At 42.7% G+C, this 24,199-nt stretch carries 19 protein-coding genes; 5 read left to right on the forward strand and 14 right to left on the reverse strand.

The features are described 5' to 3' along the window. Positions 1-43: 43 nt before the first annotated feature. Positions 44-949 (reverse strand): LysR family transcriptional regulator, encoded by a 906-nt coding sequence (locus JMW85_RS07410; protein ID WP_201581321.1) that lies wholly within the window; start codon positions 947-949, stop codon positions 44-46. Between the two features lie 294 nt (positions 950-1,243). Between JMW85_RS07410 and JMW85_RS07415 the strand changes: the two genes are divergently transcribed. Next, positions 1,244-2,710, forward strand: coding sequence for an L-lactate permease (locus JMW85_RS07415; RefSeq protein ID WP_201581322.1), 1,467 nt, complete (start codon positions 1,244-1,246; stop codon positions 2,708-2,710). Here the strand turns inward: JMW85_RS07415 and JMW85_RS07420 are convergent. Continuing rightward, a complete protein-coding gene (locus JMW85_RS07420) occupies positions 2,697-3,578 on the reverse strand; it encodes an IS982 family transposase (protein WP_201580713.1) in 882 nt (293 codons plus the stop codon). The genes JMW85_RS07415 and JMW85_RS07420 overlap by 14 nt on opposite strands. An 89-nt stretch (positions 3,579-3,667) precedes the next feature. Here JMW85_RS07420 and JMW85_RS07425 point away from each other — a divergent pair, with 89 nt between their 5' ends. The 3 genes from JMW85_RS07425 (at position 3,668) to lldD (ending at position 6,976) form a co-directional block, all read left to right on the forward strand. Beyond that, positions 3,668-3,934 (forward strand): L-lactate permease, encoded by a 267-nt coding sequence (locus tag JMW85_RS07425; RefSeq protein ID WP_201581323.1) that lies wholly within the window; start codon positions 3,668-3,670, stop codon positions 3,932-3,934. Between the two features lie 65 nt (positions 3,935-3,999). Beyond that, positions 4,000-5,706: a D-lactate dehydrogenase gene (dld, locus tag JMW85_RS07430; protein WP_227681802.1), complete on the forward strand. Its 1,707-nt coding sequence runs from the start codon at positions 4,000-4,002 to the stop codon at positions 5,704-5,706. Positions 5,707-5,833: 127 nt separating this feature from the next. Further along, the gene (lldD, locus tag JMW85_RS07435; protein ID WP_201581324.1) at positions 5,834-6,976 is read left to right on the forward strand and encodes an FMN-dependent L-lactate dehydrogenase LldD; all 1,143 of its coding nucleotides are present in this window, start codon (positions 5,834-5,836) and stop codon (positions 6,974-6,976) included. Between the two features lie 262 nt (positions 6,977-7,238). Here the strand turns inward: lldD and JMW85_RS14240 are convergent, their stop codons facing one another. The 3 genes from JMW85_RS14240 to JMW85_RS07445 all read right to left on the reverse strand — a co-directional run bounded on the left by JMW85_RS14240 (position 7,239) and on the right by JMW85_RS07445 (position 10,366). Then, positions 7,239-7,409: a hypothetical protein gene (locus JMW85_RS14240; protein WP_227681712.1), complete on the reverse strand. Its 171-nt coding sequence runs from the start codon at positions 7,407-7,409 to the stop codon at positions 7,239-7,241. A gap of 175 nt (positions 7,410-7,584) precedes the next feature. Further along, the gene (locus JMW85_RS07440) at positions 7,585-8,541 is read right to left on the reverse strand and encodes a tyrosine-type recombinase/integrase (protein WP_227681714.1); all 957 of its coding nucleotides are present in this window, start codon (positions 8,539-8,541) and stop codon (positions 7,585-7,587) included. Positions 8,542-9,871: 1,330 nt separating this feature from the next. Then, entirely contained in the window at positions 9,872-10,366 is a 495-nt protein-coding gene (locus tag JMW85_RS07445) for a hypothetical protein (protein ID WP_201581325.1), read from the reverse strand. A gap of 395 nt (positions 10,367-10,761) precedes the next feature. On the opposite strand from JMW85_RS07445, the gene JMW85_RS07450 reads away from it, so the two are divergent. Next, a complete protein-coding gene (locus JMW85_RS07450) occupies positions 10,762-11,427 on the forward strand; it encodes a hypothetical protein (RefSeq protein WP_201581326.1) in 666 nt (221 codons plus the stop codon). A 150-nt stretch (positions 11,428-11,577) separates the two neighbouring features. On the opposite strand, the gene JMW85_RS07455 is transcribed toward JMW85_RS07450, so the two are convergent. From JMW85_RS07455 to JMW85_RS07495, 9 genes are all read right to left on the reverse strand, one after another. After that, positions 11,578-12,321 (reverse strand): M90 family metallopeptidase, encoded by a 744-nt coding sequence (locus JMW85_RS07455; RefSeq protein ID WP_201581327.1) that lies wholly within the window; start codon positions 12,319-12,321, stop codon positions 11,578-11,580. Between the two features lie 96 nt (positions 12,322-12,417). After that, the gene (gene rhuM / locus JMW85_RS07460; RefSeq protein ID WP_201581328.1) at positions 12,418-13,410 is read right to left on the reverse strand and encodes a RhuM family protein; all 993 of its coding nucleotides are present in this window, start codon (positions 13,408-13,410) and stop codon (positions 12,418-12,420) included. An 87-nt stretch (positions 13,411-13,497) separates the two neighbouring features. After that, positions 13,498-14,562, reverse strand: a complete 1,065-nt coding sequence (locus JMW85_RS07465) for a helix-turn-helix transcriptional regulator (protein WP_201581329.1) — start codon at positions 14,560-14,562, stop codon at positions 13,498-13,500. 170 nt (positions 14,563-14,732) lie between these two features. Beyond that, positions 14,733-16,814: a caprolactamase subunit alpha gene (gene capA / locus JMW85_RS07470; RefSeq protein ID WP_201581330.1), complete on the reverse strand. Its 2,082-nt coding sequence runs from the start codon at positions 16,812-16,814 to the stop codon at positions 14,733-14,735. A gap of 46 nt (positions 16,815-16,860) precedes the next feature. After that, positions 16,861-17,817, reverse strand: coding sequence for a hydantoinase B/oxoprolinase family protein (locus tag JMW85_RS07475; RefSeq protein WP_265090735.1), 957 nt, complete (start codon positions 17,815-17,817; stop codon positions 16,861-16,863). A gap of 439 nt (positions 17,818-18,256) precedes the next feature. Continuing rightward, positions 18,257-18,805, reverse strand: coding sequence for a peroxiredoxin-like family protein (locus JMW85_RS07480; RefSeq protein ID WP_201581332.1), 549 nt, complete (start codon positions 18,803-18,805; stop codon positions 18,257-18,259). A gap of 299 nt (positions 18,806-19,104) precedes the next feature. Further along, a complete protein-coding gene (locus tag JMW85_RS07485; RefSeq protein ID WP_201581333.1) occupies positions 19,105-20,349 on the reverse strand; it encodes a DUF819 family protein in 1,245 nt (414 codons plus the stop codon). A 176-nt stretch (positions 20,350-20,525) separates the two neighbouring features. After that, the gene (locus JMW85_RS07490) at positions 20,526-22,193 is read right to left on the reverse strand and encodes a DEAD/DEAH box helicase (RefSeq protein ID WP_201581334.1); all 1,668 of its coding nucleotides are present in this window, start codon (positions 22,191-22,193) and stop codon (positions 20,526-20,528) included. 583 nt (positions 22,194-22,776) lie between these two features. After that, positions 22,777-24,048, reverse strand: coding sequence for a DUF1176 domain-containing protein (locus JMW85_RS07495; protein WP_227681716.1), 1,272 nt, complete (start codon positions 24,046-24,048; stop codon positions 22,777-22,779). Positions 24,049-24,199: the final 151 nt, after the last annotated feature.

The following is a 24,199-nucleotide window of genomic DNA, read 5'->3' on the forward strand; positions in this document are numbered from 1 at the left end:
GCTTTATTAGTTTTTTTATATACATCAAAAACAGGCTTATTACTTAGTAGTAGTAAGCCTGTTTTTGATGTAATGAGTCTCGTAAATGTGCAACGAGCAGTTTTAACTTTTGATCCGGTTGTCTGGCCTTAGGATAAACCGCATATAGCCCCAGCTTCTTGCTGGTAAAACATTGTAAAATCTGCGTGAGTTTATTTTTCTGTATCTCCTCATAGATCAACACTTGTGGTAAAAAAGCGATACCTAAATCGCTAAGTGCGGCTTGTTTAATTGCACTCAGATGATTGCTATGAAACCGACCATGGACAGATATTAATTGCTCTTTGCCGTCTATATATAGCGGCCATGTGCTGTTAGCCGTATTATCAAACTTATAAACCAAGCACTCATGATTCTGTAACTGTTCAGGATTTTGAGGTGTACCATGTTGCTTTAAATAATCTGGAGTCGCGCATATCATCCATTGGCTATCTATAAGGCGCCTTGCAATGAGTGAAGAATCTTCAAGCACAGCGGTCCTTAGTGCCAAATCAAATCCTTCCTCTATCAAGTCAACCAATCGATTGGTAATTTGTAACTCTACTGATACTTCAGGGTGTTGTTTACAGAATTCGGCAATAGATTCGCTAAATATGAAATTCGCAGAGACCACAGGCATGGTTATACGTATATGGCCTTTCATATCTTCGCCGTAACCCGTGACAGCATTTTCAGCTTCTTGAAAGGCGGATTTAGCAATTTTAGCTTTGTTATAAAGCGCCCTGCCTGCATCGGTTAAGCTCAACTTTCTAGTGGTTCTATAAAGCAGTTGTGTATTTAAGTTCTCTTCTAATCTCGCAATGCGCTTGCTCACTACCGAGTTCGTCAATGATAATTTTTCAGCGACTCTAGAAAATGACCCTTCTTCAACAACTTGAACGAATAAAATCATGTCGTCAGCTTTGGTCACACTTGTTCTCCAATTGCAGTAATGTGTTTCTGATTATATCAAAAAAGGAAAATAACATTGTCCATTGATGCAATATATCAATGAATTAACAAGGCGTAGACTATTCCAGGGCGTTTTTGACATTGGGACATAAACTGTCGCAAGTCGTGCTCGGCTTTTTCTGCAAGACAGATTTAGTAAATAAGCAGTCCCTATTTGTGAATATTTAATACAACTTAGTCATCATGGGTTCGTCAAAATAAAGGCTTCGATGACTTGGTTCAAGGAAGATCACACAATCAAAAGGATGTAATTTTGAATCAAACAATATATGGGCTTTTGGCATTACTGCCAATCGTTCTCTGTGGTATTTTTCTGATAGGTTTGCAATGGTCAGCTAAAAAAACAATGCCAATCATTTTAGTGGTTACCGCTGCGCTTGCCATTTTTATATGGGATATGACGCTTAACCGAGTGTCATCATCTATTATTCAGGGTTTGGTCATTACGGTTTCGGTATTGTGGATAGTCTTTGGTGCTATTTTTTTGTTGAATACATTGAAACACACTGGTGCAATCGCCGTTATCCGTGCTGGGTTTACCAATGTATCGCCAGATAGGCGTGTGCAAGCCATTATTATTGCATGGTGCTTTGGCTGCTTTCTTGAGGGTGCCTCTGGTTTTGGTACAGCTGCCGCTATTGCAGCGCCTTTGCTGGTGGCAGTAGGATTTCCGGCGCTGGGTGCAGTGCTGATGGGAATGATGATACAAAGTACACCTGTATCATTTGGTGCGGTCGGTACGCCTATTGTGATAGGGGTAAATGATGGGTTAGATAAAGCTGCTATTAGCGCTCAACTGGCACAACAAGGAGTACAGTGGGGCGAATTTTTACAACTGATTACCAGTCAAGTCGCCATTATTCACGGTGTCATTGGTACGTTTATGCCACTTTTTATGGTGATGATGCTCACTCGCTTCTTTGGTAAAAATAAAAGCTGGCGGGAAGGCTTTGCGATTTGGCCGTTTGCTATTTTTGCAGGCTTGGCATTTACAATCCCTTATGTGATAACCGGTGTTTTTTTAGGGCCAGAGTTTCCGTCACTGGTCGGTGGCTTGGTCAGTATTACTGTCGTTGTTAATGCTGCTAAAAGAGGGTTTTTGGTACCAAAAACCACATGGGATTTTGAACCGCAAAAAAACTGGCCGAGTGAATGGCTTGGTAAGTTAGTGGTCAGTAAAGAAGATATTACGCTGACCTTGAGTGATAAGAAGATGTCCACCCTTATGGCGTGGTTCCCTTATTTACTGGTTGCCCTTTTACTGGTGTTTTCAAGAGTATTTACAGGCTTTCAGTCTTTACTTAACAGTGTGGCAGTAGACCTAACCTCGATTTTAGGTGAGACAGATATCAGTGCCAGTTTTAGTCCTTTATACTTACCAGGCGGCTTGTTACTAATTAGTGCTTTGGTTGCCGCCGCTTTTCAAACTAGAAAGCCCGTCAGCGCCCTAAGCAGTGCCTTTAAAGAGTCAGGTAAGACCGTGTTAGGGGCAGGTTTTGTACTTATTTTTACGATTCCAATGGTTAGGATTTTTATCAATTCAGGCATAAACTTATCAGATGTGGCGAGTATGCCAGTCGCCAGTGCAGAGTTGTTTTCAGGTACTTTTGGCAATGTTTTTCCATTGATTAGTGCAACCATTGGTGCTTTAGGTGCATTTATCGCAGGCTCTAATACCGTATCTAATATGATGTTCAACCCCACTCTCAACTTGAAATAAGCAAATCAAACTGAAGAGGCGGATTACCAAGTTTTTTGTTGAGTACAAAGCACAGATTGTGTGAAAGAATCTTACGAATCAATCGATGAGACAAATGCCATAAATCTCTTGCTCGTACCCTTTGTATATTAAATCGTTCTGATAGCTGACCAATGACTGTTTCAACGATACGGCGGGCTTTCATCAGCCGTCTTACCACAGGTTTGGGCCTATCCTCTTTCATGTTAGCTCTGAGTGGCGTTTGTAAATCCACGCCTTGAGCGTCGTAGTACGATGTCAGACTAGGGCTGATATACCCTTTATCAGCGCCAAGTAGCCCATGAATATGAGTGGTGATTTCTGGGGCAACGGCTCTTTCATCAACATTGGCAGGAGCAAAGGTAAAGCCTTTAATCATGCCCGATAAGTTAACAAGCAAATGTCCTTCAAAGCCATAGTACCTCTCTTGCTTAGCCGCACAGTAGCTAAAAGCCGCTAAGTCTTGATAGTTTTTATGCCGATAAGCGCGTCCATAATGACAGACGGGTATCGGAAAACCATCCATAAAATGGATGTTGTCACGGCCCTCGAGTTCACTGACTTTATCTTGTATCTGCTGTTTGACTTGCCACAGATTGGCGCAGTGCTTTGCGAAGTTAGGGTATGAGCCGATGGCTGGAAACCAGTCTTGCCAATGCTGGGTAAAGTATTGCCAAATTTGTTTGTCTTGATCTAGGTGTAAAAATTCACCGACCATCTCCATGCAAATGATCTCAGGATCACTCAACTTTGGTGCGTAACCTGCACTTCGCAAGGGTTTGGTGACGACTATTTTGTAATATTGCTCTACCATTAAATAGATATTGATGATAAATTCGTCTATGGGCATCTCATGACTCCATTGTATTCTTGGTCGAAAACAATAGATTAGTGAGGTGCTCTTCTTTTTTCAATCACTTTCGAAGTTGAGAGTGGGGTATGTTCAGTCAATTCCAATATGAAGCCGCCATGAGCTTACATATTTCACCTTCTCTAATCATCGCGGCGCAAGCGGTTGGTGCCGCAGCCGGTAATATGGTTGCCATACATAACGTAGTTGCTGCATCAGCAACGGTGGGTTTACTTGGTATGGAGGGCGCCACACTTAGGCGTACTATTTTACCCACCATATACTATGTGTTGTTCTGTGGCATCATCGTCATGGCCGCCATTTACATTTTTGGTTTTCAAGGGCCCTTAGCATGATGAATGACACACAATCACAAGATAAGGAGCATCATATATCTTCGTCAAATCGCGCTTCTCAAGGCATGCTTAGTCCTGATCAGGTGTTAGATAAACTAACCAACTTGCTAGGCGCGAGTAATGTACAGGCTGATCCAGAGAAAAATGAGCACTATAGAATGGGGTGGCGCTCTGGTGGCGGCAGTGCCTTAGCGGTTTTGTTTCCGCAAACATTGCTGGAGATTTGGCGTAGCCTAGAAGTGTGCGTTGAAGGCGACTGTATTGTCATTATGCAAGCGGCAAAAACAGGCCTGACTGAAGGATCAACACCGAGCGGTAATGACTACGATAGACCCGTTGTAGTGATTAATACGCTTGCCATAAACCAGTTGTATTTAGTGAATGATGGCGAGCAAGTGATTAGCTTGCCTGGGGCGACATTGCATCAGTTGCAAAGTCAGCTTAATGCTGTCAATAGAGCGCCTCACTCTGTCATCGGTTCCTCGACGTTAGGCGCGTCTATTATTGGCGGTATATCTAATAACTCTGGTGGGGCTTTGGTCAAAAGAGGGCCCGCCTATACCGAGCTTGCGTTGTTTGCCCAAATAAACGAACAAGGACAGCTGGTATTGGTTAATCATCTAGACGTAGAGCTAGGTGATACGCCAGAAGAAATACTGACTAATTTGCAAAATGGTAATTTTGATAAAAGAGAATTACCTGATAGTGGCAAGCTCGCATCTGACAAAGAGTACATCGCCAGAGTAAAAGACATTGATGCAAGCACGCCCAGTCGCTTTAATGCGGACAAGCGCAGACTGTATGAAGCCAGTGGCTGCGCTGGCAAGCTTGCGGTGTTTGCAGTACGTCTTGACACTTATCCAATAGCGGCAAAAGAGAAAACCTTTTACATAGGCACTAACAGTGTGAGTGAGCTTGCACAGCTCAGAAGGCAGATACTATCAAGCTTCGATAATATTCCTGAAGTTGGCGAGTATATGCATCGTGATATATTTGATGTATCCGCTAAATACGGTAAAGACACGTTCTTAAGTATTAAGCATCTCGGTACAGATGCTTTACCTAGACTGTTTTCTATTAAAGGTGCTATGGACGCAAAATTCCATAAATGGTCATGGATGCCAAAGCATTTTACTGACAAAGTCATGCAGTTCATCGCTACTCTATTTCCAAAGCATTTGCCCAAGCGCATGATGGAGTACCGCAATCAGTACGAGCATCACCTCATCATAAAAATGAGTGATGAAGGTATAGCAGAGGCTCAAGATTTTCTGAAGACGTTTTTTGATGCGTCGGACACGGGTAACTATTTTGAATGTAGTCAGGAAGAATCAGAAAGCGCACTTTTAAATCGTTTTGCAGCAGCCGGTGCCGCATTACGCTATGAAATCATACATGAAAAAGAAGTCGGTGAGATATTAGCGCTGGATATTGCCATACCACGTAATGAGCTAGAGTGGCTTGAAAGCTTGCCTGAAGACATTGAAAAACACTTAGAAAAGAAGCTGTATTACGGACATTTCTTTTGTTATGTGTTTCATCAAGACTATATATTGAAGAAGGGCAGTGATGCCAAGCTTGTTAAAAAGATGATGTTAGAGCTATTGAGCGCACGCGGAGCCAAATATCCTGCTGAGCATAATGTCGGTCATCTATACGAAGCAGAGCCTGATTTGCAGAATTTCTATAAAAGTCTAGACCCAACCAATAGCTTTAATCCCGGCATCGGTAAAATGTCGAAAACCAAACGTAACTGCTCGTGCTGTGTGTAATAGTGAGTGTGGGCTAAGCTTGCTGCTTCAAAAATAAGCCAATTGCATCCATCGTTTAGCACTAATCAATAGATAATTAGAAATTCAAAAATATTACATAGATATCTAACAGAATAAGGGCAAGCGTATGATTATTTCATCTCCAAACGACTACAGGGCTGCTGCCAAGCGCCGACTGCCACCCTTTCTATTTCATTACATAGATGGCGGTGCTTATGAGGAATATACCTTAAAACATAATGTTGAAGACTTATCGAAAATTGCCCTTAGACAACGTGTACTAAATGATATGTCACTGCTTAGTCTCGAGACGCAGTTATTTAATGAAACTCTGTCTATGCCTGTCGCGTTGTCACCCGTGGGTCTGACAGGTATGTATGCACGTCGCGGAGAAGTGCAGGCCGCTATGGCAGCCGATCAAAAAGGCATTCCGTTTACCATGTCGACAGTTTCGGTTTGTCCGATTGAAGAAGTAGCGCCTAAAATTAACCGTCCGATGTGGTTTCAGCTTTATGTATTAAAGGACCGAGGTTTTATGAAAAATGCCTTGGAGCGTGCCAAAGCGGCGGGGTGTTCGACCTTGGTTTTTACGGTAGATATGCCAGTACCAGGGGCACGCTACCGAGATATGCACTCTGGTATGAGCGGTAAAAATGCTGCTATGCGCCGTTACTTACAGTCTATGACGCATCCGCAATGGGCATGGGATGTAGGGCTAAATGGTCGTCCGCACGATCTGGGCAATATCTCTACTTATTTAGGTAAGCCAACAGGATTGGAAGACTATATAGGCTGGCTAGGTAATAACTTTGACCCCTCTATTTCTTGGAAAGATTTAGATTGGATTCGCGAGTACTGGGATGGGCCTATGGTTATCAAAGGTATTTTGGACCCCGAAGATGCCAAAGATGCTGTGCGTTTTGGGGCAGACGGCATAGTCGTATCCAATCATGGTGGGCGACAGCTGGACGGTGTTTTATCCAGTGCACGGGCGCTGCCTCCTATTGCCGATGCGGTTAAAGGAGAGATTAAAATCTTAGCCGACTCTGGCATACGTAATGGCTTAGATATTGTGCGTATGTTGGCTTTGGGCGCTGATATTTGCATGCTAGGGCGCGCTTTTATTTATGCTTTAGCAGCGGATGGCGGTGCAGGGGTAAGCAATTTGTTAGAACTGCTAGATAAAGAAATACGCGTCGCAATGACCTTGACTGGTGCCAAAACGATTGCTGATATTAATTCTGACTGTTTGGTAAAACTGGATAATTAAATCGAGGCTATAGATTTTGTCAGTACATGAAGTGAGCTCATGCAGATAAGATACCGAAGATTAGAAGCCGTCGGCTTGGTCGTTGGTCACAAGCGCGAGGTTGCAGAAATTCCAATACCTAGGCTACCAACAATCGAATGTTAGTGTGTTTTGGTTGTTATGTGATGACTGGAAATGAGATGCTATGCAAAGGGCTTATTGTGCATTGTGAATGCTAATAGGCATATTATTGTTGAGTGATATGATCAACGTAAAGTAATTATTACGTTGAACCCCGGAGCTTATCTATATAATCAGCCCAATCTTGCATCATGTGTACCCTAGTATCTATTTCATCTAATCGGTTATAAGCGCCGCCATGCGTATCCTTTATTCGATGTCCTAATTGCAGCTCAGTCACGATATCTGAATAACGCAGCTCAGGTTGTTCCATTAGTAGGGTTTTAGCTGATGCTCGAAATCCATGAGCGCATTGAACATCCTTATATCCAAGCCTATGGAATATTTGCACTAGTGTTGCTTTGCTAATATAAGGATTGCTTGAGGCACGTATCGATGCAAATACGTGTTCTTTGTGACCTGTGATTGCTTGTATTTTTCGTAAGCGCTCAATTACTTGAGTTGCTAGTGGTACAACTAAGTGCGATACCACCTTCGCCTTTTAGGGATCCCAATCTACAGCTCATCAGCTCACGACCTTCGCCTTTTGTTGGGGAAAACTCCCATAGCTTGTGATCCCAATCTATATCTTGCCAGCGCATAGACCTCAAATCAATACTACGCACAAAGACATATGGCAGTAAATTCATTGCTTCTAATGTGGTTTTACTTGCACCTTTGAAATTGGACATATCGTTCAGGAGGGTAGCAAACTGATCAGGCTTGGTAATGGCTGGTAAGTGGTTACCTGAGCTAGCAGGTGCGAGCTCGCCACGTGTATCAATAGCTACGTTTCTATCGCATAATCCTCTTGCAACAGCAAATGAGAAGACCTTTTCAGTATAAAGCCGAGTGCTGGCACCAACGAAGGTTGCTTGGTTTTCATTATTTTGAATCGCCTCACATACACTCAATATCATCTCGCTCGTGATATCGTTCATTCTTAAGTCGCCAATCTCGACACATATATATCCTAGACATAAATCCCAAAATTTAAGGGTTGAGTCACTAAACGCGCGCTTTCTGGATTTACTGTGATAACGACTTGACGTTTTGTGATCTCGCCACGCTTGTGTGATTTCAGAAAATGTGGCGTTCTTTAGATGAGCATACTTATTGACTTGTTCTTTTTTATGAATGGCTTTAGGGTCGGAGCCTTGTGCGACCGTGCTAAGTATAGTTTCTGCTTTATACTTAGCTTCATATAGACTGATATCTTCGACCTTACCTAGCATCATTCTAGGGCGCTTACCATCGATATGCGGATGAGCGTATCGTAAGTAGTATTCCTTTTTACCATTTGGATAAATACGAATACTTAAACCCGCGATACCTGAGACACTGACCGAGTAATCTTTATCTCGGCATTCAAGTTTATTGATATCATTTAAATTATCGACAGCCATGATGTACATCCGTCAGCTTTATAAGCTAGGTAAATTGTGAATGTTAATTTATTATCTCTATACTTAGATTTAGAGCAATCTTTGCGCACATTTTATGAGTCCTGAAAAGCGTCTTCTGGGAAACGTAGATAGCTATTGGACACTAACATGGACACTGTTATTCATTAATCATTTTATAAAACCCTTTAAATATAAGGTTATAAAGTATAATCATCCCCAACCTTCACTTGGGGATGATTATAGTATAACGACTGAAGGAGGAGTAGGCTATGCGTTTATTGAGCTGTAGGTTGTTATTACTGGTTATTTTTCTCAAATAATTGGAGTTAATATAAGATGGATGCTTTGCCTAACATTTGATTGAGCATATTTTCGACAAAAACCATGCTCCTGTACGTGCACAGAATATAAAAATTAGGGGCATAGTACTGTTCTGTGCAAATTTGGCGGTTATCAACTTAGTGCTTTAGATTGAATTATATTACGCATAGTGAGTGGGTTTTTGATAACTTAAAACAAAAAGTATTACAGCTTAGTTGGTCATGATATTCGCCACTATAAGGTAGATCTAAACCAGACTTGCAGACAGGCTAAGTAGGAGCATTGTAGTATCATACATGCGCTATTAGAACTGATATGAAGTAACAGATATCAAAAAGAGTTATGATTTTTGAGCTAAGCTAATAATCTATAGGTAGTGATATCTTTATATGCCTAACGTATTGCAAAAGCATTCGTACCAAAGAGCCAGATGATTAAGATGCTAACAATTGAATGATAGTGAATTTTGCTGTTGGATGATGATTAGGAATGAGAGACTATGCAAAGGGCTAGCTATGCATGGTGAAGGTAATAAGCATATTAACCATAGTCAGGACAAGTTCATCGAACAGATTAACTTTGAATGAATGGTAGAATTATTGTATCTACAACACATAGGTAAAAGGTTTGTGAAATAAATGCAAAGAGGTTATTAGTGACTTGATCTAATACACTAAGCTTAATTAGGACTCCGCGTATTAAACCTTCAAGACATATCAGCTAGTAGTTACGTTAGGAGTGATTACGGTATTTATTTGATAGGTGGTACATATTCTGGTCAAGAAATTATCAATCAGATTAATAATTTACCGTTTGATTATAATTCCATGAACTTACTATCAGATACTGTTAATTTAACATAATATACATTATGCGAAAACAAGCCAATGGCTTGAGAAGTTATGCTCATAGTTTTATACAGTGCCATTTATAAGATCTCATGATTGGCACTGTGATTTTTATTTAGGGTTTATAGTTTTTTATATTTAGGTATTAATGAAAATTATGCTCAACATTGGCTAGCGACGGTTTCTAGTAAATGCTTGCGTAAAGACTTGCCATCTTTATCTAAAATCACATCTGCTACTCGGCAATTAGCATCGTCATCGGTACCATTACATGACAACTCATAAGAGACATTGCTGCCATGTGCTAAACTCACTTGCACCAATCCTTGGTCAGTCATCGAAAACTGTTTGTCTTGGGTATAATCAGGATCTTGCGAATCCCACAATATATCATAATCAACATGACAAGATATTTGCTCTCTATCAAAATAATCCTGTTCAATCTGCATCGCGGCTTGTAGATCTGGGTCGGCATACTGTTGCAATACGACCGGATTATCCATGCCTTGATTGCTGACGTCTTGCTGATACATGTTGCTAATGGTCGCTATTTTTATGGCTGCATAAGTCTGAGTTGACTCTGCTATATCAGCTATAGCAGAATTGGTTGCTATCAGTCCCATAGCTAGCAGCGTCAGTGAATAATATGTTGGCATGGCGTTCTCTACGAGCTTCAATGATATAAGTGTTATAAACCATTACATCATAACCATATTATGACTCTGCTGTATTATCGTATCATTCCGGTTTATCTACTAAAAACGATCTATTACTTAGGGCGTGTCCTCAATTCAATCGATTATTATCTAAATGGACTAAAAATGGCTAAATTTTGCCAAACATCGTTAAATAGCTTATTAATATCTCGATATTCTTTGCGCTACTTTCCTTGTTTGACGGCAATTTATCTCATTTTTATCACCATTTTTAGAATAAGGACACACCCTAGTAACTTTTAAATAGTAACTTTTTGCTCAGGAATCTTGTGAAATTTGCCCAATTATATTCACAGTAACGTATATTTCGCTAACCACTGCGATAAGGATGCTTTATGACCCTATTATCTACTTTCAAAGACCGTTCATCTAAATTAACCGTTGGCGGCGCATTGGCTTTGGCGCTAGCAGCAACTGGCTGTCAATCTTCTGCTGAATCCAATATAGTCACTCCAAATCAATCTAACGGCCATTCATCAACGCCCGTTGTCTCCGATATCAGTCAGCAAACCATTAAGCAGCAAGCCTTACGTATTCAGCGCGCGCTTGCAAATAAAGACTTCGCTCGCATCACCAATGATATTCATCCAACCCGTGGCGTCCGTTTTTCGATGTATGCCTATGTGCGTCCTGAGACAGATAAAGTCTTTAACCGTGAACAATTCGCCCAATATTTGCAACAGTCTAAAATTCGTTTTACTTGGGGTGAAAAAGACGGTACGGGCGATCTACTCGTCACGCCACTACCTACATATTTAGACACGTGGATTGATGCTAGCAAATTTAACAATGCCAGTATCAGTATTAATGAGTTCCAACACAGTGGGAATATGATTAATAATCTAAAGAAAATTTATCCCAATTCAGAGGTTGTCGAGTTTTATCATAAAGGCTCGGAGGAATACGCTGGTATGGATTGGCGCATCATGCGTTTAGTGTTTGAAGAGTATGAAGGTAAACGCTATTTGGTCGCTATTGTGAATGAGCAATGGACAACTTAAATAGTTTTTATCTATAAAAACATAGACTTAAAGGAAAAATAATCCAAAAAAAGGGCAGTGTCATGAAACCCATGCACTGCCCTTTTTCATTGCTTTTTCATGTCTATATATTCATTGTCGAACATTAATAGCGACTATTAATGATTTTGATTAAAGTGGTGTTTGGCGAAAAAACTTCATCATTATGTCGTAAATATCAGGGTAAGCATCGACCAGCTTTTGCGGCGTCTCAAAAAATACCTCACTGAGCACTGCAAAAAACTCCGCTGGATTGGTCGCGCCATAACGATCAAGACCTGATTTATGATGGCTTTGAAAATCCTCAAAATCTCGTGTCATAATTTCAGTCCAGCGCGCAGGATCCATATCCGCTTGCAGTGGTGGAAAGCCGTTGGCACGACCATTTAACATATCAAGCTTATGCACAAACTCATGAATGACCACGTTATGACCATCGCGCTCCCCTGAGTGTTTGGCATCCTTCCACGACAGAATAACGGGGCCACGCAGCCATGCTTCGCCGCTACGGTGCTGACTGCCCTCATGGACAATGCCCAGCTCATCGACAGTGGTGGTTTCGCTCTTGTAGGAACCAGGATAAATGATAATGGCTGACCAGCCAGCATACCACTCAAGGCTAAGGTTTAAGATAGGCAAGCAAGCTTGCAAGGCGATGGATTGCCGCACCGTATCGCTAATCTCAAAACCTTGTGCGCCCGTGATTGACTTATCCGCCAAAAATAACGTCGCCAGCTCAAACAAGCGTGTTAGCTCGTCCTCATTTAACCGATCAAGTATGACAATACGCTGAGCCGCTTGCAGCCAGTCAGCATGGGTAAACTCGCTGTTGTCCAATATGCGCTGCTCGCGCCAGTCTTTTATCATGCTAAACATATTGAAGTTCCTTTAATTTTGTTGTTAGACTGTGCTTTTTATTATTGGCGTTATGTGTTTTATGGGGTTAAGTGGTGCTGACAATAAGCCTGTTTATCAAGATTCTAACGACAGCATATTCATAATCAATTTAATCAAGGTTTCTTTTTGGTTGGGATCAGATTCAGCGACCAGTAAGGTTAATGCCGCAAGCCCTGTATTATTGATGACCATGTCACCTCTATCATTCAGTAGTCGATTATTACGATGCAAAAAATCTACAAACAAAAAAGCGCCGCTGCGTTTATTACCATCGGTAAAAGGATGATTTTTGACCATAAAGTACAGCAGATGCGCCGCTTTACTCTCGATGGTCGGGTATGCAGGCTCACCAAAGACGGTTTGCTCTAAATTACCCAGTACACTGTCCAACCCATCACCACGAGGCTTGGCAAATAGTTCAGTCGCCTCGCCTCTATTTATCAGCTGCGCTTTCAAATCCGTCAGCGCTGCCATTGCCTCAGTCGGACTGGGTAAGATACCGCCATCCTCCCCTGCGGGATTATCAAGCAAGCCTTCATCATAACGCTGTAACCATAAGAATGTCTGTGTATAACGGCTGATAATTTCAACCAAGCCGCGACCTTCATCGGTGTTAAGTTCGGGACTTTGCGCGGTTTTTCGAATTAAATTTAATGCTTGTTGTAGCTCGCTTGAGTTTTTATCAAAGCGCTCTTGATTGAGTGTATAGCCTTGAACCAAGTATTCACGTAAGCGCTGGGTTGCCCAGCGTCTAAACTGCACACCTTGGGGAGATTTGATGCGATAACCCACTGAGATAACCACATCTAAGTCATAAAACGTCACAGGGCGATCAGAATTTGCAATATGCATTTTTTGCATATTGCTTTTCTCAGCGATCTCTTCATCGTTTATAGCATTGGCAATATGACGCGAAATTACTGACTGATCACGACCAAACAACTCAGTCATTTGTGATTGTGACAGCCAGACCGTATCCTGTACAAAACGTACATCTACCTGCGCTTTTCCATCAGCGCTTTCATATATCTCTACTTTTGCTGTTTTATCATTCGTAGCACCAGTCATCTTGGTTCTTCCTTAAATATAAATATACGCGCTAATGTTCAATGTATAAATCATACAGCGACTGCATAACAGAGTACATAATAATGACTACCCTGTGCTTGGTGTATCTCGCGGCGAATAACCGAAATGTTGCTTATAAATGCGTGAAAAATAACCTTGATCGGCATAGCCTACCCTATGAGCGACCTCATCTATAGTCACGTAGCTTTTGCTCTTCAAAATATGATTGGCTTGCTTTAAACGCAATTCCTTGACCCATTCTGAAAAAGTATAAGGTAGCTCAGAAAATAACTTATGTAGGTATCTGGCAGAGATATGACAAGCAGCAGCGACCATCGCTGGAGTTAAAGCGGAGTTTTCTAGATGCAAATAAACGTAATTCTCGATGCGCTTTAGGTGCACCGACTGTATGGACGAGCTGCAACTCATCATCACCTCTTTCGGGGCACTCAATGTCAATACAATAAGATTAAGCAGCTGCTGCTCTAGTATTTTTATCTCCAAGTCACCCAGCTGATTGTTATGAATAAGCGCCAGTATTTGACCAATTTGAAATACCAGTAACCTGCCTGCCCCTTCATCAATAGACAGACTGCGGGCAAACTGCCGCTCTATAGTGCCCATTTGCGGGGTTAATAGCGCTAAAGGCACTTTAATCACATACAGTGATGCTTCGTGCAGATGATAGAACTCATAAGGTAGGCTGGACAGCTCAATAAAGAACTGACCGGGCTTAGACGTTAGCTGTCGACCTTTTTGAGTAAAACGAACGTCGCCTGTGATAGGAAAAGTAATTAAAATACTGTCATCAATATAGCCGGAGCTCTGTCTACCGCGATTATAGTGCACAGTATTAGCATGATAGTGCGAAACACCTATCTCTAGAAGCTTAGCATGTTGCAAAAAACCAGAAAAATTATTCGGTTGCCTGAAACTAACATCAAGATCAAAATAAGTCTCATTGATGGTATGTTTCCAATCGAAGGCACCTAAGGTTTGCATGCGATCCGTTGTTGGCATCTCTAACCCTGAGGGGCTTAGAATGTTTTTGTTAGTTGGTGAATCATGTGCAGTGACGTCTTTTGTCTTATCTGCTAGCAAGGTTTGATTAGAGGTATTTTGATAACGGTCTGGCTTTTGATTTGCATTCATCCTTGAATACTCAATATATGGTATACAACTGTACTGATATCCTATCAGTTGTTGATCAATAATCCTCTTTTTATCATAAAATAAAAAAGGCTTCAGGCATTAAATACTCTTTAATGCCTGAAGCCTTTAGTTGGTGAAGCCTCTAGTTGGTTTTACTTAACAACCTACCTTTATGCTGCTCGCGTCAGCTTATAAGTACCCGTCTCATGCAGCTCTGCTTGCCAGCCATTTTTAATGACCACGGTAGTGGTTGGCTCTTGAATGAGCGCAGGACCTATGACCACAGCGCCAGCACCGAATTTCTCCCCGTCATAGATAGGCGTATCAATCCAGTCATAGGATTGATCAAACAGCATCTCGCGGCTACCCGTTTTAGCATGACTGATATCCCCTTTCTGCGGCACAAGGCTTGGTAGTTTTGGCTTACTGATTTTACCAATTACCGATACCTCAATGTTGACCAGCTCGACGTGACTATCACGCTCATCATAAGTATAAAGCTCACGATGGCGATGATGGAACAACTCTAAGATGGTGCTGACACTATCCGCATCGAGCTTACCATTCGGTATCAGCACGTTACATTCATGCACCTGACCAACGTAGCGCATCTCCATGGTACGTTCGATGGTGATATCTTCATCTGTAAAGCCATCTTCTAGCAGTTTTTGTACACCCTGCGCTTCAAGCTCTTGTAGCTTGGCATTGAGTGACTGCAACTCTGAATCTGGTGCAAGGATCATCATTTGTGTCGCTAAGTAGTTATACTTGATATCAGAGATAATCTGACCAAAGGCACAGAGACAGGATGCAATTTTGGGTATTAAAATAGTCCCTATTCCCATCTCTTCGGCCAGAGCAATAATATGCATGCCAGCTGCTCCGCCAGCGCAGACTAGCGCAAAGTCCCGAGGGTCATAGCCTTTTTCGATAGTAATACGGCGAATGGCATTAGACATGTTTTGGTTAACGATAGCACTGATACCAAATGCGGCATGATCTAACTCGATGTTTAGCGGATCAGCGATGTGTGTTTGCACCGCTTGCACCGCTTTGTCTTTGTCTAAGGTCACACTACCACCTAACACCGCATTCGGCTGTAGATAGCCCAATACTAAGTTTGCGTCTGTGACGGTTGGCAAGTCACCGCCTTTACCATAACATGCCGGCCCAGGCGTCGCGCCAGCACTCTGAGGACCGACCTCTAGCATACCAAAGGTATTAACATGTCCAATAGAGCCGCCGCCCGCCCCTAATGTTTCTACATGAATCATAGGTACGCCAATACGATTACGTAAGAAATCAATATCACGGTTGAGGCTGGTTCTACCTGCCTTCGCCATGGTGATGTCAAAAGAAGTACCGCCCATGTCGACCGTGATAATATCGTCAATTCCAAAAGGGCTAGCAATATACAGACCCGCTTGTGGTGCAGATGCGGGGCCTGAGTTAATAGCATTTACTGCGCGCTCTCGCATGATACTACCGACAGCAAGTCCGCCATTTGACTGGAAATAACGTACGGGCTGCTCAGCGCCTAACGCCTTAAAGTAGTCGTCAATTTTATGGACATAAGATGCCATAACTGGGCTTAAATAGGCATTAACGAGGGTCGTTGAGGTACGGGTGTATTCCTTAATCTGTGGATATACGTCACTACCGCAGCAGACGAACACCCCTGGCATATGCTGCTCAACCAGCTCTTTAGCGCGATGCTCATGCTGAGTATTACGAATAGACCAGACGAAGGAGATAGCAACTGCTTGAACGTCTTTTTCCTTAAGTACTTTGATTGCATCGAGTAAGTCTTGCTCATTTAGCGGCTCGTGTTCAGTGCCATCAGCTAAGATACGACCACGGATAGGAAAGCGACGATCACGGGTAGCAATTTGCGGTGCTGGCGGATAGCTAGCATCATAGCGATGCCCTTCTTCTTTATGCCCTAAGCGTATCTCGATACTGTCTTCATGGCCTGCCGTACATAATAGCCCGACCTTCACCCCTTTCATCTGAATCAAGGCGTTTAGCGCGACGGTCGTACCGTTGATGCATAGGTCGCAGGCTTGAATAATCTCTTCAATAGGACGGTCAAACTGGGTGGCGATTTGCTGTAACCCATTAGCAATGGCCAGAGTGCCATCTTCAGGGGTAGAAGGTGCTTTGAACAGATGTACATTGCCACTTCTTTCGGCCAGAACAAAATCAGTGAACGTCCCGCCAGCATCGACCCCAATACGGAAATCATTTTTCATAAGTCATCCTTAACTCAAATTATTTAATATCAGTTGGTATTTGGTGTTATGCCGTCAGCTGACGGCGTAGCGATTCAGTCTCTGCTTCATTCACTGCTAGCGTTTGTGGGTCAATAACCACCCCGTACTCAGTCTTAGCCGCTGCTACTGATATGATTCTTTCTTCTACATCTTTTAATACTGCGGGTACCGACCGTGCAAACGAGCTGCCATAGCCGCCACCGCCAGGATTGGTATTACGCGCACGATCACCCGGTTGTATTTCAGTCATTATGTTTTTCTTATGAAGATCAGTGACGCCATCCTTATGAATAATCTCCAAGCGCCCTAACTTCAGCTCAGGTGATATTTGTTCTGCGCCAGCAGCCCCCATCGTCGGATGCTCACGGCCTTCACCAAATGCTACGACAGTCATCTCATGACCTAACGGCTCAACTTCCCATACCGTGCCGCAACCACCACGATATTCACCAGCACCGCCACTATCTTCTGCCAAGCCATACTTATGAATCAAGATAGGATATTGATACTCTAATAGCTCGATATCACCAGAGCTTAACGCACCGAAGCAGCATAAAGGACCGCAAGCATGCCAGCCATCCATTTGCTGAGTTGCGCCAGCACCAGAGATAATCGAAGCTAGAATCATAGTGACATATTGTTCCCCTGTTTTCGGATCAATACCTGAGATGTTGATACCAGACGCATGACCCCAAGAAGCAATGACCCGATCTGGCGCGGCATCTTCAAAAGCCATACGTACGGCATCGGTTAAGGTTTCCATCGGTGTGGTGGTACAATTCACATGAGGGGCGGGTTCTTTGGCATTACACAGTGTGCCATGCTCGCCCAAGTCTACCGTGACACAGCGGTATAAACCTTCGTTGTACGGTGGGTCTACTTGGGCAAACATCATCAGCCCTAGCAGGACACCAGACATCGAGTTGCCTGCATAGGAGTTAATGAAGTAAGGGACTTGCGGCGGACAAAGTAATAGGATCAATTGAAGTGTGAGCTTTGCTCATGTGAGACTCCCTGTCTAGAAATTTATATCAGAAGATATGAGTGGCTCTGTAAAATATAGCGCCCAATGTGGCCGTCAATACTTAACAATTACACTCATTCTTTGTCTGGTCGTCATCTATCCTAATGACGAAGCTTTTTTACTATAGCGAGGTTGTTAGCAAATAGATTGACTGACAGTGCAGAGTTTTTGACTGTGAGTGCACACCTGTATGAATAAGTCTTGTGATTTCAGCTTTTGGAGAGAATGTTAACAATAAAGAGCGTTTGCAATAAAAAAGACAATGCATCGGTTATGATGCACTGCCCTATGAATTTACGTCTTTGACTATGTATTAGTTTAGTTTTGAGTTTACAGCCACACTTAAGCGTATTAAATGTCTGACATCAAGAAAAATGCCGTCGTCAATAATACAGTCTTAAGCATAATCGTGTGTACCACGAATAGGATAGTTGTTTTCTGGATTTCTGATAAAGGCCAGACCATTTGCTAAAGCTTCCAGCTCAGGTCTAGTAAAAGGAGCGTTGGAGATATCTACAATCTGAATATCCCCTTCTGTATTGATAACAAACAAGCCGGGCTCTGCAAATGGATGATCTGTTTCTTTCTCTGAACGTGGGTTGGAGATATAAAGACCCAGCATTTTCATTTGTTCAACGGTCAGATCATAGGCAATAGGAAAACTTACATTTATTTTTTCCAAATGACTTTTTACCTGCTCTTTGCTGTCACCTGAAACAGCGATGACGTCGACACCCGTTTCATTAAATGCTGATTTTAATGTTTCTAACTGATTGAGGTATTTGGTACAAATTGGACAGTGTTGACCTCGGTAAACAACAACCATTTTCCAGTCATGACCATTTTCGGGATTGCCTAATAGCGTCATGTCACCATTATAAGTGGGTACTTTGATATTGGGGAATGTTGCACCAGCAATGATTTTTGGGTTGTAGTTTGCTTGCATTGTTTTATCCTTATAGTTTTGAGTCAAAAATATTTCATATCAAATTTGAGTGTTTGCTCAATTTGGTATGTATTGATACTACAAGTAAAAAGCCGACAGTGAAGTCGACTTTTTGTTATTAAATTGGTATAGATTGAAAGTTTTTCTCTCTGTAGATATATGATTGGTCAACATAGTTGTTTATCAACCAATACTAACCAGTCCGACTCATATGAATATGATGGCGATTCACAGCGCTGGCTAGTTAGCGTTATGACAGAAGCGTCTGGCGTTACCAATGCTGAGCATTATATTCGCGCTCACCCTACTACTAAGCGCATCAATTGGGTACTAATATAGCCACCGAAAGTGCCTACCGCATAACCGAGAATACCCAAAAATACCCCAACTGGCGCGAGTGATGGGTGAAACGCTGTTGCGACAATGGGTGCCGATGATGCACCACCAGTATTGGCGTTAGAACCAACTGCTAAAAAGAAAAATGGCGCACGAATTATCCTAGCCACAGCAAAGATAATGACAACGTGAATGCTCATCCATAATAAACCAATAAGTAACAATCGCCATTGCGAAACGATACCCGCAAGATTGATTTGCATACCAATAGCAGCAATCAAGATGAAGATGAATACCGTACCAATTTTGGAAGCGCCCACATGGTCGAGCCTACGAATCTTGGTAAAGGAAAAAATTACCCCTATCAAGGTTATAATCACAACCATCCAAAAGAATGAGCTGGCAAAGCTATATTGTACTGCCCAGCTATAGGGCGCAAAAAACCCTGCAATTTGCCCACCAACAAAGTGTGCGACACCCACCATAGCAAAGCATAAGCCAAACATCACCATCAAGTCATTTAAAGTTGCTGGACGAGCATTGTCACGCTCATAATTCTCAACCGCCTTAATCACTTTATCAATACTACTGGTATCTGCCCTCAATAGCCGATCTATCTTATCGCTATGCTTCGCCAATACCAAGATAGCCAATAACCATAATGAAGCATTGGTGGTATCGACCAAAATCATCATCCCAAATAAATCATCACTGACGCCAAATAGCTCCTTCATCGCCGCTTGGTTTGCCGCGCCGCCGATCCAACTACCCGCCACCGCCGAAAACCCACGCCATAGCGTATCACCCGTGAACATCTCAGGCGATACCCATTTAGCAACACCCAAGCTGATTGGGCCACTAATAATAATAGCGATACTGGCAGCGAAGAACATCGCGATAGCTTTCCAACCTAAGCCCAGTATTTTAGGTACATCCATTGACAAGGTCATTAACAGCAAACTTGCTGGCAACAGATACGTGGCAGTAAAGCCATAAATCTGTGAGCCAATACCGTCAGCAAAAACACCTAAACTGTTTAGCGTCGCAGGGATAAAGCAGCACAGCACGATACCCGGTAATACCGCATAAAAGCGCTGCCAAAATTTACCGGGTAATCCTTGAGTATAAAAAACCAAGCCGATAATGGCCATAATGATGCCAAAAGCCAATGGCAGGCTATCAATAGTTAAATGAGAAATATCGGGCATCAAATAGCTCCGCAGCACACGATGAATAAAAGCTTGTTAGTATAGACAAGGCGAAAAAAACGCGCAAGCAGCGATCGAATAAACACAAAAAAGCCAGATAACAAGTATCTGGCTTTTTTAGTGCTATCTTTAGGCGATCAAGTAATTAATAACTTTAATCACCAAATATAACAGTATTACGAGTTGTTACCACGGTTGCCGCCGTTTGGACGACCTTGACCACGGCTGTCAGAACGACCTGCTGGGCGACCTTGGCTGCCACTTGGACGACCACGACCTGTTGCAGCACGCTCACCACGTGGAACGCCAGTGCTATCGCCGCGGCTAGGAGCACCAGTGCGCTTGCCTTGATACGGCTTGCCACCTGAACGCTCATTTGGCTTACCAGATGAATCACGTGGCTTACCTTGATAACCGCTGTCATTGCTTGCGCGTTGACCAGTTGAGGCGCTATCGCTTGAACGACCGCGAGCATTAGCAGGATTACCTTGATAACCACCGCTCGAGCGACCACGGCCTTGACCATTGCCACCGCCGCCGTTAGAGCGACCACGACCACGGCCACGACCATTACCTTTGTTTTCGCTAGGTACATAAGTCTTCTTAGGTTCCATACCTTCGATGATACATACTTCCATTTTGCGATCTAAATAACGGTTGATCGCGTTTAGCTGTGGACGATCATCCATGCTACATAAGCTGATAGCGATACCAGTACGGCCAGCACGACCACAACGACCGATACGATGGACGTAATCTTCAGTTTGGCGCGGTAAATCATAGTTGATGACGTGCGAGATTGCTGGGATGTCTAGACCACGAGCAGCAACGTCAGTCGCTACTAGGATTTTTACTTTACCATTACGCAAGTCTTGAACGATACGGTTACGCTTGCTTTGTGGCAAATCACCATGTAGGAAGCTTGCTTTATGACCCGCTTCTTGTAGCTGTTTGGCCAGTTTTTCAGTACTACGTTTGGTAGCAGCAAAGATAATGATCTGTTCCATATCTTGCTGGCAAACGATTTTATCAAGCAAACGGTTTTTGTGATCAAAATCATCACAGTAGTACACTTTTTCTTCGATGTGTGCAGATTCTACTTTGATTGATACACGCTCAGGGTTCTTAGTGAAGCTGGCAGCGATTTTACCTACTGGGCCATCCCAAGTTGCAGAACACATAATCGTTTGACGATCAATTGGTGCGGCACGAAGGATGTCACTGATGTCATCAGCAAAACCCATGTCTAGCATACGGTCAGCTTCATCAAGTACCAAAATTTCTAGGCTTGATAAATCAACACGACCAGCATTGATATGGTCAAGTAGACGACCTGGGGTCGCAACGATAACTTGAACGCCTTTTTTCAATGCAGTGATCTGACCATTGTATGGTGCGCCGCCAACCAAAGGTACGCAGAATAGACCACGCATGTCTTTAGAATAAGTACGTACGCTGTCATGTACTTGCTGAGCAAGTTCACGCGTTGGCGTTAAGATAAGAGCTTTAGTTAGTTTGTCAAAGCTAGTGGCACGGCTTAAACGATCAAGTACAGGGATAACGAATGCCGCAGTTTTACCACTACCGGTTTGCGCAGACAATAACAAGTCGCGGCCCGCTAGTGCAAAAGGAATGGCTTGTGCTTGAATAGGTGTTGGATTGGTATAACCACTGCGATCAAGCGCGGTCAAAATCGGCTTGGCAATGTCTAGTTCAGCAAAGGTAATTTGATCTTCATCAGTCGCGTCAGTAGTAGCCGCTTGATTATTAGTATCAGTATTTGGAGTGTCAGTGTTTTCGATGATGCCGTTTTCAGCGGCGATTGCAGATAAAATATCAGTCATGAGAATCCTTGGTAAGTATAAGTTGCTGTAAATTCAGCAAGCTTGATGCATACCACTGATAACCGTTCACCACGCTGCCTTTATTAAAGAATTACCGGACCACATGTAAGTGTCGATAATCAGAAGCCAAGCCAATAAAGCTTAGAGCCCCTACAATAAATGCGTTCGTGCTGTCTGACGTATTTTGGTGGTAGTGCCGAGTGTCTCATCCTTGTTTGATATAAGCGTATTATTAATGCTTTGTCCAAAGCAAATAATCGCGAATAACAACCAATTTAAACCATATTTATGGTTCGGTAGATAAGATATGAGTCAAAAATAACTGCTATTTTCATGACAGGTTATTCAAGTACACAAAATCATCGGCAACAATTACTTATGGTCATCCTAGACCCAAAATCGCAGGCGATGTTATCAATCTCATAATTCACGAAAGCCTAAGCTAACGTGGCGACGCAGTATAGCACAATAAAATATTATATGTAGCTATTTATTAAATCTCTCGGTAAATAAAGCAAATTTTCTTATAGATGTACGCATTCAATATGCTGAGTAATAAGACAATCAGCAGTATTATTGGCGGCTATCGTACCATTTTAACTTCGGTGACATACGTCGGCAGCTGCCACGCACCGCCCGCTTCAATCATACGGCAAAGCCCTGTGGTACTTTCATGGCTTTTTTCAAATGCCTTACCTGTCCATACCCAATCAGTCTTGGTTAAACAATCACCGATGCCGCGACCTTTTTGTACGGAAGTGATTTTACCCTTATCATAGCCAGTGGCGTTGGTGGTTACCAATGTCGGTTTATAAGGTTTACTGTCATTGATGACCCAGATGCCTGCACCAGTATTATAAGCGCCCGTCCAGCAATCGTGTTGTGCCAAGAGCTGTGAGCCATTCAGTCGGCTCACACGCCATGGTGATTTGTCTGATAGATTGGGACAGTCACTATCCGCATCTTTCATCGTACTTTTCATCAGCGCCGCTAGCTGCGACGATTTCATCACAAACTTTTTATTGTCGCTAGCGACGGCTTTCGGATTGGGCGCTACAAAGCGAAGTTTTGGTGCAGGTTTAGATGGCAATACAGTGCTATTTGATTTGGCGGCACCATCAGTATTGATAAAGGCAGATGATGTCCCTACTCGACCTTGGGCTTCATCTGCTTTGAGCATGACGGCGCTAGCCCCTTTATCAGACAGTTGCCAGCGTGAGTTACGTAGCACTAGCTCAATTTTGCTTGACTTAGTCAGTGCTTCTAGTAGCGCTGTGACTTGTGTTGGGGTCAGATCAGCATTACCTGCTGCAGTTGAAAAAGGCTTGGTTTCGCCATAGTCTCTACCATTGATGAACAATGATATACGATGACGATTACCAAGTTGCATCAAGGCTTTAGATGAGCTTTCTTTAGCACCGCCCAGCTTTACCTTGCCATCCACACCAGCATTTGCACCTGCACGGCGTATGAGCAATACCGATATAGGAAATTCGCTATTGTTTTCTGCTTGATAGCCTGCCAGCCGGCACGTACGGGTATTGTCGCAGACTACCTGCCAGTCTTGATTGGTAAATTCAACGCCATTGCTGGCCATCGTCGCTGTACTAAATAAAGCTGCGCTGATAGCAGCAAACATAGGTAATCGTATTTTATTTTTTATCATCAATAAGAGTATCTTTTTTATTTTTTTAGGATGGGTGGTTAAGTTGGCTTTGTATTGCAATATTGAGTATCGATCAGCATCTATCTGTTGATCGTTATGAATGGCGCTGAGCTTAGTATTAATAACTTTTAATTCGCTAGCCATCGCCTGTCGTGAGAAGTTGATCCGTTTACGGTTATCATCCTTCATAATCATTATCCATCAATATAGTCAAACTTATTTCAATCAAATATGCTGTCTGATTTACTCAGTCTATTATAATAAGTGGCTCTATTCGCCTTGCTGGTATCCCAATAATATTAAACCAATCAAATAAGCACTATAAATACCCGCTCATTAA

The organism is Psychrobacter glacincola (genome assembly GCF_904846075.1).
GTDB classification, from domain to species: domain Bacteria; phylum Pseudomonadota; class Gammaproteobacteria; order Pseudomonadales; family Moraxellaceae; genus Psychrobacter; species Psychrobacter glacincola_C.

What these genes read in the sequence shown, in the direction of transcription:
- JMW85_RS07420 (WP_201580713.1), bottom strand. Translation starts at nt 3,578, where the DNA reads ATGCCCATAGACGAATTTATCATCAATATCTATTTAATGGTAGAGCAA.
- JMW85_RS07425 (WP_201581323.1), top strand. Translation starts at nt 3,668, where the DNA reads ATGTTCAGTCAATTCCAATATGAAGCCGCCATGAGCTTACATATTTCA.
- dld (WP_227681802.1), top strand. Translation starts at nt 4,000, where the DNA reads ATGCTTAGTCCTGATCAGGTGTTAGATAAACTAACCAACTTGCTAGGC.
- lldD (WP_201581324.1), top strand. Translation starts at nt 5,834, where the DNA reads ATGATTATTTCATCTCCAAACGACTACAGGGCTGCTGCCAAGCGCCGA.
- JMW85_RS14240 (WP_227681712.1), bottom strand. Translation starts at nt 7,409, where the DNA reads ATGGAACAACCTGAGCTGCGTTATTCAGATATCGTGACTGAGCTGCAA.
- JMW85_RS07440 (WP_227681714.1), bottom strand. Translation starts at nt 8,541, where the DNA reads ATGGCTGTCGATAATTTAAATGATATCAATAAACTTGAATGCCGAGAT.
- JMW85_RS07445 (WP_201581325.1), bottom strand. Translation starts at nt 10,366, where the DNA reads ATGCCAACATATTATTCACTGACGCTGCTAGCTATGGGACTGATAGCA.
- JMW85_RS07450 (WP_201581326.1), top strand. Translation starts at nt 10,762, where the DNA reads ATGACCCTATTATCTACTTTCAAAGACCGTTCATCTAAATTAACCGTT.
- JMW85_RS07455 (WP_201581327.1), bottom strand. Translation starts at nt 12,321, where the DNA reads ATGTTTAGCATGATAAAAGACTGGCGCGAGCAGCGCATATTGGACAAC.
- rhuM (WP_201581328.1), bottom strand. Translation starts at nt 13,410, where the DNA reads ATGACTGGTGCTACGAATGATAAAACAGCAAAAGTAGAGATATATGAA.
- JMW85_RS07465 (WP_201581329.1), bottom strand. Translation starts at nt 14,562, where the DNA reads ATGAATGCAAATCAAAAGCCAGACCGTTATCAAAATACCTCTAATCAA.
- capA (WP_201581330.1), bottom strand. Translation starts at nt 16,814, where the DNA reads ATGAAAAATGATTTCCGTATTGGGGTCGATGCTGGCGGGACGTTCACT.
- JMW85_RS07480 (WP_201581332.1), bottom strand. Translation starts at nt 18,805, where the DNA reads ATGCAAGCAAACTACAACCCAAAAATCATTGCTGGTGCAACATTCCCC.
- JMW85_RS07485 (WP_201581333.1), bottom strand. Translation starts at nt 20,349, where the DNA reads ATGCCCGATATTTCTCATTTAACTATTGATAGCCTGCCATTGGCTTTT.
- JMW85_RS07490 (WP_201581334.1), bottom strand. Translation starts at nt 22,193, where the DNA reads ATGACTGATATTTTATCTGCAATCGCCGCTGAAAACGGCATCATCGAA.
- JMW85_RS07495 (WP_227681716.1), bottom strand. Translation starts at nt 24,048, where the DNA reads ATGAAGGATGATAACCGTAAACGGATCAACTTCTCACGACAGGCGATG.